Consider the following 8,891-nt stretch of genomic DNA (forward strand, 5'->3'; position numbering starts at 1 on the left):
CCGTTGAGCGCGAGCGAGCCCAGCGGCATCCGGCGAGGGTCGCCCTGTGTGCTCGATAAGAAGGGACCCGAATGGCCTTGGCCCGGTTGGCCGACCTCGTGGAATGACTCGGCTCAGTCCGTCCCGCGCATGAGCGCGTTGAGGTCGCCGACGTTGCCGAGGTGGCGCAGCTTGTCAGGGTTGATCTGGTTGCGCAGGCCGACGATCCGGCCGTCCGCGACCTCGAGGGCGAGCACGCCGAGCAGCTCCCCTGACGGGCCGATGGTGAGCAGACCGGGCTCGCCGTTGACTCGGGCGGGCTCGAGGCGGAAGCCCAGCGGACCGCCGCGACGGGCCAGGCCGAGGACGAACCGTGCCACCGCCACGGCTCCCTGCATCGGCTTGCCGATGGCCGGGGCCTTCCCTCCGCCGTCGCCCCAGAACACGACGTCGTCGGCGAGGATCCGCTCGAGGTCCGCGAGCGCACCACGCTGGACGGCGTCGAGGAACGCTGCCGCGAGCTCGTCCCGACGCTTCGACGACGCCGAGAAGCGTTGGCGCCCCGCCTCGAGGTGCTTGCGGGCACGCGAGAAGTGCTGTCGGCAGGTCGCTTCGGACTGCTCGACGATCGCCGCGATGTCCGCGTAGTCGTAGCCGAACGCCTCACGGAGGATGAACACCGCGCGCTCGTGCGGGCTCAGCGTCTCCATGAGCACGAGCATCGCCACCGACACCGACTCGTCGAGCTCGATGCGATGGGCCGGGTCGGGTGCATGGTCGGTGACGAGGGGCTCGGGCAGCCATGACCCGACATAGGCCTCGCGCCGCACCCGAGCGGACCGCAGCGTGTCGATGGCGAGCCGCGTCGTCACCGTCGTCGCCCACGCATCGAGGTTGCGAGGCTCCTCACCCTCGGCGGTGGCGCGGGCCATCCGCAGGAGCGCTTCCTGGACGACGTCCTCCGCCTCGACGACGCTGCCGAGCATCCGGTAGGCGATGGAGAACATCAGCGGCCGGAGCTCGTCGTGGGACTCGGCGATGAGAGTCACGCCCCAAGGATTCCACGCCGGCTGTCACACCGCGCCGGGGTGGGGCGTCGGAGGGGACATCACCACGCATCTCCACACGAAGGAGCGATCATGCGAGTCCTTCTGGCGGGCGCCAGCGGCGCCCTCGGCCACACCCTCACCCCTGCCCTCGTCGCTGCGGGACACCACGTCTTCGGCACGACGCGCTCCGGCAACACGGCATCGATCGCGGCAGCCGGTGCGACGCCGCTGCGCATGGACGGCCTCGACCGCAGTTCGGTCTTCGCGGCCGTCGAGGAAGCCAAGCCCGACGTCATCATCCACCAGCTCACCGCGTTGCGAGCCGGTATGGATCCCAAGCACTTCGACCGGACCTTCGGGCTGACGAACCGGCTGCGCACCGAGGGGACGGACCACCTGCTCGAGGCCGCGCGGACGTTCGGCGTGGGCCGGTTCCTCGCGCAGAGCTTCACCGGCTGGACCAACCCGCGCACCGGCAGCGGGCTCGCCGACGAGACCACGGGTCTCGACCCGGACCCGGCTCCCCAGTCGCGGGAGACCCTCGCCGCGATCCGCCACGTCGAGGAAGCCGTCGGCGGGGCGACCGACCTCGAGGGCGTCGTCCTTCGCTACGGCGGCTTCTACGGTCCCGGCACGGGCATCGCGAAGGGCGAGGACGGCGCGATCCTCCAGATGGTCCGCCAGCGCAAGATGCCCCTCGTCGGCGACGGCGCCGGCGTCTGGTGTTTCGTCCACAGTGTCGACGCGGCCAACGCGACCGTGGCGGCCGTCGAGCGGGGGTCCGCCGGCCTCTACAACATCGTCGACGACGAGCCGGCCCGGATGTCGGAGTGGCTGCCGGCCATGGCCGAGGCCATCGGTGCACCGGGGCCGCGGCGGGTCCCGGTGTGGCTCGCGCGCATCCTCATCGGCGAGCACGGCGTCAACCTCATGACGAAGATCCGCGGGTCGTCCAACGCGAAGGCCAAGCGCGAGCTCGGCTGGACGCTGCGATACCCGTCGTGGCGGGTCGGCTTCCCGCAGAGCCTCTGAGGGCTGCGGACGCGAAGCGTCCGCAACCGGTCCTACGATGATCCGATCCTTTGCGCGGAACTGGGACGGGAGCGGACGTGAAGATCATCAGACGCGTCGTCGTGTTCGACGCGAGCGACATCGAGGCCGAGAGCGCGTTCTGGGCCGGGCTCCTCGGCGGCACGGTCCACCGGGACGACGACTGGCACAGCATCGTGGTCGACGGCGAGTGGGTCATGGGGGTGCAACGATCCCCGAACCACGTGCCCCCGGACTGGCCGAACGGCAGGCAGCAGCAACAGGTGCACGTCGACCTGCACGTGGACGACCTGGACGAGGCCGGCCGGCTGGCGGTCGAGCTCGGCGGCCGTCAGCTCCAGGCGCCGAGGCGACCGCCCGACAACCCCGACGGCGACGAGGTGTCCGCCGTCTATGCCAGCCCCGCCGGCCACCCCTTCTGCTTCGGGGTCCACTGACCTTCGGGCCCCGCAGCAGAAGGAGGGAGTGCCCAGCGGGGCCGGGGCCCAGCGGCGTACGACTCAGGTGTCGTGCGGGTGCTCGTGGTGGTGGATCGGCCCCTCGAGCTCAGCCAGTCGCTCGCCCTGGCCACCCCAGCGGAGCGCGATGATCTCGGCGGCGATCGAGATGGCCGTCTCCTCCGGCGTGCGCGCCCCGAGGTCGAGGCCGATGGGGGACGACATCCGTGCCAGCTCGGCCTCGGTCAAACCGGCCTCGCGCAGGCGCTCGAGGCGGTCCTCGTGGGTGCGCCGCGACCCCATGGCCCCGATGTAGGCGACGTCGGGCAGGCGCAACGCGACCTCGAGGAGGGGCACGTCGAACTTTGGGTCGTGGGTGAGCACGGCGAGCACGGTGCGACCGTCGATGTGCCCTGCTTCGACCTCTTCCCGGAGGTAGTCGTGCGGCCACCGGACGACGACCTCGTCGGCGGCTGGGAAGCGGGTCTTCGTCGCGAAGACGGGCCGGGCGTCGCACACCGTCACGTGGTATCCGAGGAAGCTGCCCACCCTGGCAACCGCCGCGGCGAAGTCGATCGCCCCGAAGACGAGCATCCGCGGCTTCGGCGCGTGGCTCTGGACGAAGACCCGCATCCCCTCGCCACGGCGCTCCCCGTCGGGTCCGTAGGTGAGCGTCGCCGTGCGGCCCTGCGCGAGGAGGCCGCGGGCGTCGTCGCGCACGGCGTCATCCGCGCGCGGGCTGCCGAGGGACATGCGCAGCCCGTATGCCGCTGGGCTCGCGTCCGCGCCGCCGCCCGCTCGAGTGGGCCCGTCCTCCACAGCCCCAGTCCCGGTGGGGTCGGCTTCCGCGTCCCCGGCCACTCGAGTGGCTCCGTCCTCCACAGCTGCTTCGTCCACCGCTGCCTCGTCCACAGCCTCGGGGTGCACGACGAGCCGCCGGCCGAGCCATGCCGGGTCCGGGTGCTCGATGACCGTGGCGACCGCGACCGGACGGCCGGCCTCGATGTCGGCGGCGACGAGGCCCAGCTCGGGGAAGGACTCCCTGGAGACCTTCTCGACGAAGACGTCGAGGATTCCGCCGCAGGTCAGACCGACGGCGAACGCGTCGTCGTCGCTGATCCCATAGCGCTGGAGCACGGGCGTCCCGGACTCGAGGACCTGCTGGCCGAGCTCGTAGACGGCTCCCTCCACGCAGCCTCCGGACACTGATCCGACGGCCTCGCCGCCCGGCCCGACAAGCATCGACGCACCCGGCTGGCGAGGGGCCGAGCGCCAGGTCCCGACGACGGTGCCGACGCCGACCACCTCGCCGGCGTCCCACCACTCCATGAGCTCCGCGAGCACCTCACGCACGAGCCACCACCTCGATCAGCTCCTCGAACGTCGCGAACGAATGACCGGCGACGAAGTCGTCGATGTGCGGGAGCGCCGCCGCGATCCCCTGCTGCACCGGCTGGTAACCGGCCTTGCCGCGGTGCGGGTTCGACCAGACCACCCGGTGGGCGAGGGCGGCGAGCCGGCGCATCTGCTCGCCGAGCAGCTGCGGACCTTCACGCTCCCAACCGTCGGAGAAGACAACAACGACGGCGCCGCGGGCCATCCCCCGCCGTCCCCAACGGTCGAGGAACGCCCCGATCGACTCGCCCAGCCGCGTGCCCCCTGACCAGTCCGGCACGGCCTCGCCGGCCGCGACCAGCGCCCGGTCCGGGTCTCGCTCGCGCAGGGCCCGGGTGACGTGCGTCAGCCGCGTGCCCATCGTGAAGACCTCGACCGAGCCCCTCGGGCCGGCAGCCTGGACGAAGGCGTGGGCGAGCCGGAGCAGGCTGTCGGCGTAGGCGCTCATCGAACCCGAGACGTCGATGAGCAGCACCACCCGGCGGGGGCGGCTGCCGCGGGACCTGTGGTGGATGCGACCGGGCTCGCCCATGCGACGCAGCTGCTCGCGCAGGGTCGCGGGCCCGTCGATCTGCCCGAGCCGCGAGCGGACGTGCCGGCGCGCCCGGCGCCGCGGGGCGCGAGGGTGCAACCGCCCGAAGAGCTGCGCGAGCGCCCGCCGCTCCTCGACACCGAGGGTGGCCACGTCGCGGTGCCGGAGGACCTCCCGCCCGCTCGCCCGGGCGTGGACCGACTCCTCACCGGCATCCTCGCCCGCGCCCCCCGCGCCCTCCTCGAGGGCGGCCTGCGTGGCGGGCGGCACCTCGCGTTCCGGCCGCCGCAGCTGGGTCGGCTGCTCGGCGCTGAACCACGAGGTGAACACCTGGTCGTAGCGCTCGATGTCGGCCGGGGACGACGTCAGCGTCGCGCGACCGGTCCAGTAGACGTCGCGCCGCTCGGCGAGCCCCACCTCGGCGAGCGCGAGCAGGAAGGTCCGCTCACGGTCGGCGGTGACGAGCAGACCGGCTGCGCGCAGCGCCCGGGCGAATCCGAGCAGCCAGGCCTCGGCCGCCCACCGGGCCGGTGACGCGTCGACGACCGTCATCGCGTCAGCAGACGGTCGAGCATGGCGCGCACGCGCTCTGCGTCCTCGCGGTACTTGACGGCCGACCCGAGCGACGCGGCCGCGACCTCGGGGTCGAGCGCGGCGGCGCCGAGCGCGACGAGCGCGCGGGCCCAGTCGAGCGTCTCGGCGACACCGGGCGGCTTGATGAGGCCACCCTCGGAGCGCAGCCGTTGGATGACCCCGACGACCTCGCCGGCCAGCACGGGAGGCACGTCGGGCAGCCGGGTGCGGACGATCTCCAGCTCGCGGGCCAGGCCCGGGTGGTCGATCCAGTGGTAGAGGCACCGGCGCTTCAGGGCGTCGTGGAGCTCGCGGGTGCGGTTGGACGTGAGCACGACGATCGGGGGCGTGCCCGCCGTGATCGTCCCCACCTCGGGAACGGTCACCTGCCACGTCGACAGCACCTCGAGGAGGAACGCCTCGAACTCGTCGTCGGCGCGGTCGATCTCGTCGATGAGGAGCACGCACGGCGACTCGCGCAGGGCGCGCAGAACCGGTCGAGCGAGGAGGAACCGCTCGTCGAAGAGCTCTGTCTCGAGCTCGAGCGGGTCGCGACGCTCCTGACGCGACAGTGCCTCGACGGCCCGCAGGTGCAGGATCTGGCGGGGGAAGTCCCAGTCGTAGAGCGCCTGCGTGGCGTCGATGCCCTCGTAGCACTGCAGTCGGATGAGCTCGAGGTCGAGCGCCTGAGCGAGGGCCTCGGCGAGCGCCGTCTTGCCGGTCCCCGGCTCGCCCTCGAGCAGGATCGGCCGGCCGAGGCGGATGGCGAGGAACGTCACCGTCGCGAGGGCGTCGTCGGCGAGGTAGCCGGTCCGTCCGAGCGCGGCAGCGACGTCCTCGGGACTCGCGAACGTGGCGGGCAGCTGCCCCGAGGCGGCGGGCACGGTCACGGCGTCCATGTCCTGAGCATTGCCGAGAATCGCGGAACGGGGAAGCACACCGCGGCGACAAGCGCCAGCCGTTCACCTGTCGAGATCTGCCGGTGAGTCGACATCGCGACCGGAGGCGAGGTCGCCGCACTCGACGAGGGCGTGGGTGTGGGTCCGGAAGTAGTCGCGTGCCCCGCGATCGCCCCGGGCCACCGTGAGTACCCCCTGCCAGTGGTTGCGCCCGATGAGCGTGGGGTGGCCGGGGACGCCGCCGTATGCCGCTCGGCTGAGTTCCGTGCTCCAGCCGCGTGCCGTGCTGGTCATCGCCGGGGTCGTCGTGGTGGTCACCGCCGGGTCGGCTCCGAGCAGCCGGCGCACGACCTCCGGCCCCACGTCGGGCAGGTCGACGAGGGTGATGACGACCGCCTCGACGTCGTGGCGGGGGAGCAGGGCAGCCAGGCCGGCCCGGAGCGAGGCCCCCATGCCCTCGGACCAGTCAGGGCACTCGACGACGTCCAGGTCCGTCACATCGTCGCCATCGTTCGGTTCGGGTTCGGTGCGTGGACCCGTGGATGACGGGGCCACTCGAGTGAGGGCGGTGAGAACCGCCGCGACCTCGTCGGCCGCCGCACCGACGACGACGGTCACCCCGTCGCACCCACCCTCGACGAGGACGCGCACCGCGCGCTCCACGAGGGTCGGTCCGTCACCACCCGGACGAAGCAGGGCCTTGGGTCCGCCCATCCTGCTGCCCGACCCCGCCGCGAGCACGAGGCCACGCAGGTGCGGGAGCGGGCTCAGCGGCATACGACCATCACGGGGGTGACGTTACCCGCGCGCGGCGCGGTCCTCAGCGCACCCGGGCGAGGTCGATGGCCACGAGCGGGCTGCGCGGCAGCTCCGTCACGCGCTCCCCGTGGGCGTGGTGGGCGGCGGGCTGGAAGAGCGGGACGAACGGGCCGAACAGGTTCATCTGGACCTGCCAGCGCGCGAAGGCCCCGGGTCGCTCCTCCCCGAAGGAGCTCCGGGTCGCCTCGGTGAGCGCGCTCATGTCGCCGTCCACGCCGAGGATCCAGCCGGCCCGGCGGCCGAGGTGTCCGCCGGGGCCGAAGGCGAGTGCTGCCTCGGCCTCGGCGAACTCCGGTGCCCAGCTCCAGAGCGCGAACGGCGTCTTGCCCGTGTCGAGTGCGGCACGAGCCTTGGCCAGGGGCGTCGGCGCGAGGGTGACCCGGATGCCGACCTGGGCCAGCTGGCCGCGGACCACCTTCGCGACGCCGGCGAGGTCGATGCCGTTGAGCGGTCGGTCGCTGGCGTAGGTGAGCCGGATCGGCGCCCCGCGGTAGCCGGACCGCGCGAGCGCCGCCTTGGCCGCGGCGACGTCGCGGACGGGTGGGGCGGTGGGGGTGACGGTGGGGATGGGAGCGTCGGTGCCCGTCGGTTCCGCGGTGCGCGGGGCGGAGGGATCCTCCATCGTGGCAGTCGTGGAAGTCGGGACGGAGGTGGCAGGGGAGCCCGGCGCGGGCGCGCGCATCGGAGGCGGCGTCGTCGGGGTGGCCGGGGTCGGCGTGCCGGAGGGTGTCGCGGGGGCCGGCAGGGTCGACGGTGTGGTCGCCGCAGTCGACGGAGTGGCGGGAGGCTCCGGCACCTCGAATGCTCCCGGCAGGCCCGACGGGACGAGCCCCAGCGCCGGCTGGGCACCCGGGCCGGCAGCGGCGACGATCGCCTCGATGTCGAGTCCGAGCCGGACCGCCGTGGCGAAGTGCGGATCAGCCGTCCACGTGTTCACGGTCTTGTCGCGGTTGAGCATGAGGAAGGCGATCGTCGAGGACGTCTGCGACGTGATGGCGACGGTGGACACCTCGGGTTGCAGCTTCATCGCGTCGGCCCGGCCCGGTGGCAGGTCGAGGACGACGTCGGCCGCGCCGGTCTCGATGTCGCGTACCTGTCGCGCCGGGGTGGCGTTGCGGATGATGACGTCGCCGAACGCCGGGCGTGCGCCGGACCATCTCGGGTTCGGCTCGAGGGTCACCGACCGGCCGGGGTCGACGTCTGCGATGACGTAGGGCCCCGAGCCGGCCGAGTTCTCCGCGAGCCAGCCGCCTGCGGAGTCGCCGGGGCCGATCGCGGCGCCCTGCGTCTTGACGACGTCGGCGTTGAGGATCCCGAAGGCCGGGTTGGCGAGGACCGCTGGCAGCACGAAGTTCGGGCCGGGAGAGGTCACCGTGAGGGTGCGGTCATCGACCTTGGTGAGGCTGATCGGACCGAGCAACTGCCCCGGCACGCCGCCGAGACCCCGGGCCCGCGCCAGCGTGAAGATGACGTCGTCGGACGTGACGCGGCTGCCGTCCGAGAACGTCGCGTCGGGGCGCAGCCGAAGCGTGAGCCAGTTGCGCTCGGGCGACAGGGTGTATTCGGCGAGGCCCGGCAGGACGGTGGTCGGATCGGCCGGGTCGAGCGTGGTCAGCGTCTCGTAGAGCGCACCTGCGACGAAGAGCCCGCTCCGGTCGACGAGCGCCACGGGATCGAGCGTGGTGAAGTCGAAGTGCGTCTCGACGACGAGCGGTCGGAGCTGGACCGGTGGCGTCGTCGTCGGCGTGCCCGTGCCGGTGGCTGTCGCGGTCGTCGCCGTGGGAGTCGCAGGGCCGCTCGGCGGTGCCGGCGCGGTGCAGGCCCCGAGGACCAGTGCGGCAAGGACGGGAACGCCGACGCCCACCAACGAGGTGGTGGGTCGGCGGCGCATGGACACGGTCCTCAGGGTCGAGGCGCCACCAGTCTGGTCCGGGGCGCGAGGGGCGACGGCAGGCAGCGGCTCGGCCCCCGTCCGAACGGCAAGTCTAGCGGCGGGGGACGAGCGACCACTGCGCGTCCCATACCCACAACGCCGTATGCCGCTGTGCTCGCTTCACGGGATGACGACGTCGCTGCCCTGCCGCGCTCGCTGAGAGTGCGGACGCACCACAAACGCCGGGCCCACCCCGCGCATTCGGGGCCACTCGACGCCCCCCTC

8 protein-coding genes are annotated in these 8,891 nt (G+C 72.9%); 2 read left to right on the forward strand and 6 right to left on the reverse strand.

The features are described from left to right. Positions 1-113 precede the first annotated feature (113 nt). Entirely contained in the window at positions 114-1,028 is a 915-nt protein-coding gene (locus tag LOY02_RS15915) for an RNA polymerase sigma-70 factor (protein ID WP_317183347.1), read from the reverse strand. A 90-nt stretch (positions 1,029-1,118) separates the two neighbouring features. On the opposite strand from LOY02_RS15915, the gene LOY02_RS15920 reads away from it, so the two are divergent. Then, a complete protein-coding gene (locus tag LOY02_RS15920) occupies positions 1,119-2,060 on the forward strand; it encodes an NAD(P)-dependent oxidoreductase (protein ID WP_317183348.1) in 942 nt (313 codons plus the stop codon). A gap of 77 nt (positions 2,061-2,137) precedes the next feature. Next, positions 2,138-2,515 (forward strand): VOC family protein, encoded by a 378-nt coding sequence (locus tag LOY02_RS15925; protein ID WP_317183349.1) that lies wholly within the window; start codon positions 2,138-2,140, stop codon positions 2,513-2,515. A gap of 63 nt (positions 2,516-2,578) precedes the next feature. Here LOY02_RS15925 and LOY02_RS15930 read toward each other — a convergent pair whose 3' ends face one another. From LOY02_RS15930 to LOY02_RS15950, 5 genes are all read right to left on the reverse strand, one after another. Beyond that, positions 2,579-3,868 carry an XdhC family protein gene (locus tag LOY02_RS15930; protein ID WP_317183350.1) on the reverse strand — a complete coding sequence of 430 codons (1,290 nt, stop codon included), beginning with the start codon at positions 3,866-3,868 and terminating at the stop codon, positions 2,579-2,581. Further along, positions 3,861-4,994, reverse strand: coding sequence for a vWA domain-containing protein (locus LOY02_RS15935; protein WP_317183351.1), 1,134 nt, complete (start codon positions 4,992-4,994; stop codon positions 3,861-3,863). Before LOY02_RS15935 ends, LOY02_RS15930 begins: the two co-directional genes overlap by 8 nt. After that, positions 4,991-5,914 carry a MoxR family ATPase gene (locus LOY02_RS15940; protein WP_317183352.1) on the reverse strand — a complete coding sequence of 308 codons (924 nt, stop codon included), beginning with the start codon at positions 5,912-5,914 and terminating at the stop codon, positions 4,991-4,993. Before LOY02_RS15940 ends, LOY02_RS15935 begins: the two co-directional genes overlap by 4 nt. A 63-nt stretch (positions 5,915-5,977) precedes the next feature. Next, entirely contained in the window at positions 5,978-6,691 is a 714-nt protein-coding gene (locus LOY02_RS15945; protein ID WP_317183353.1) for a nucleotidyltransferase family protein, read from the reverse strand. Between the two features lie 43 nt (positions 6,692-6,734). After that, the gene (locus tag LOY02_RS15950) at positions 6,735-8,624 is read right to left on the reverse strand and encodes an ABC transporter substrate-binding protein (protein ID WP_317183354.1); all 1,890 of its coding nucleotides are present in this window, start codon (positions 8,622-8,624) and stop codon (positions 6,735-6,737) included. Positions 8,625-8,891 lie beyond the last annotated feature (267 nt).

The sequence above is a fragment of the Intrasporangium sp. genome (assembly GCF_032907665.1).
GTDB lineage: Bacteria > Actinomycetota > Actinomycetes > Actinomycetales > Dermatophilaceae > Intrasporangium.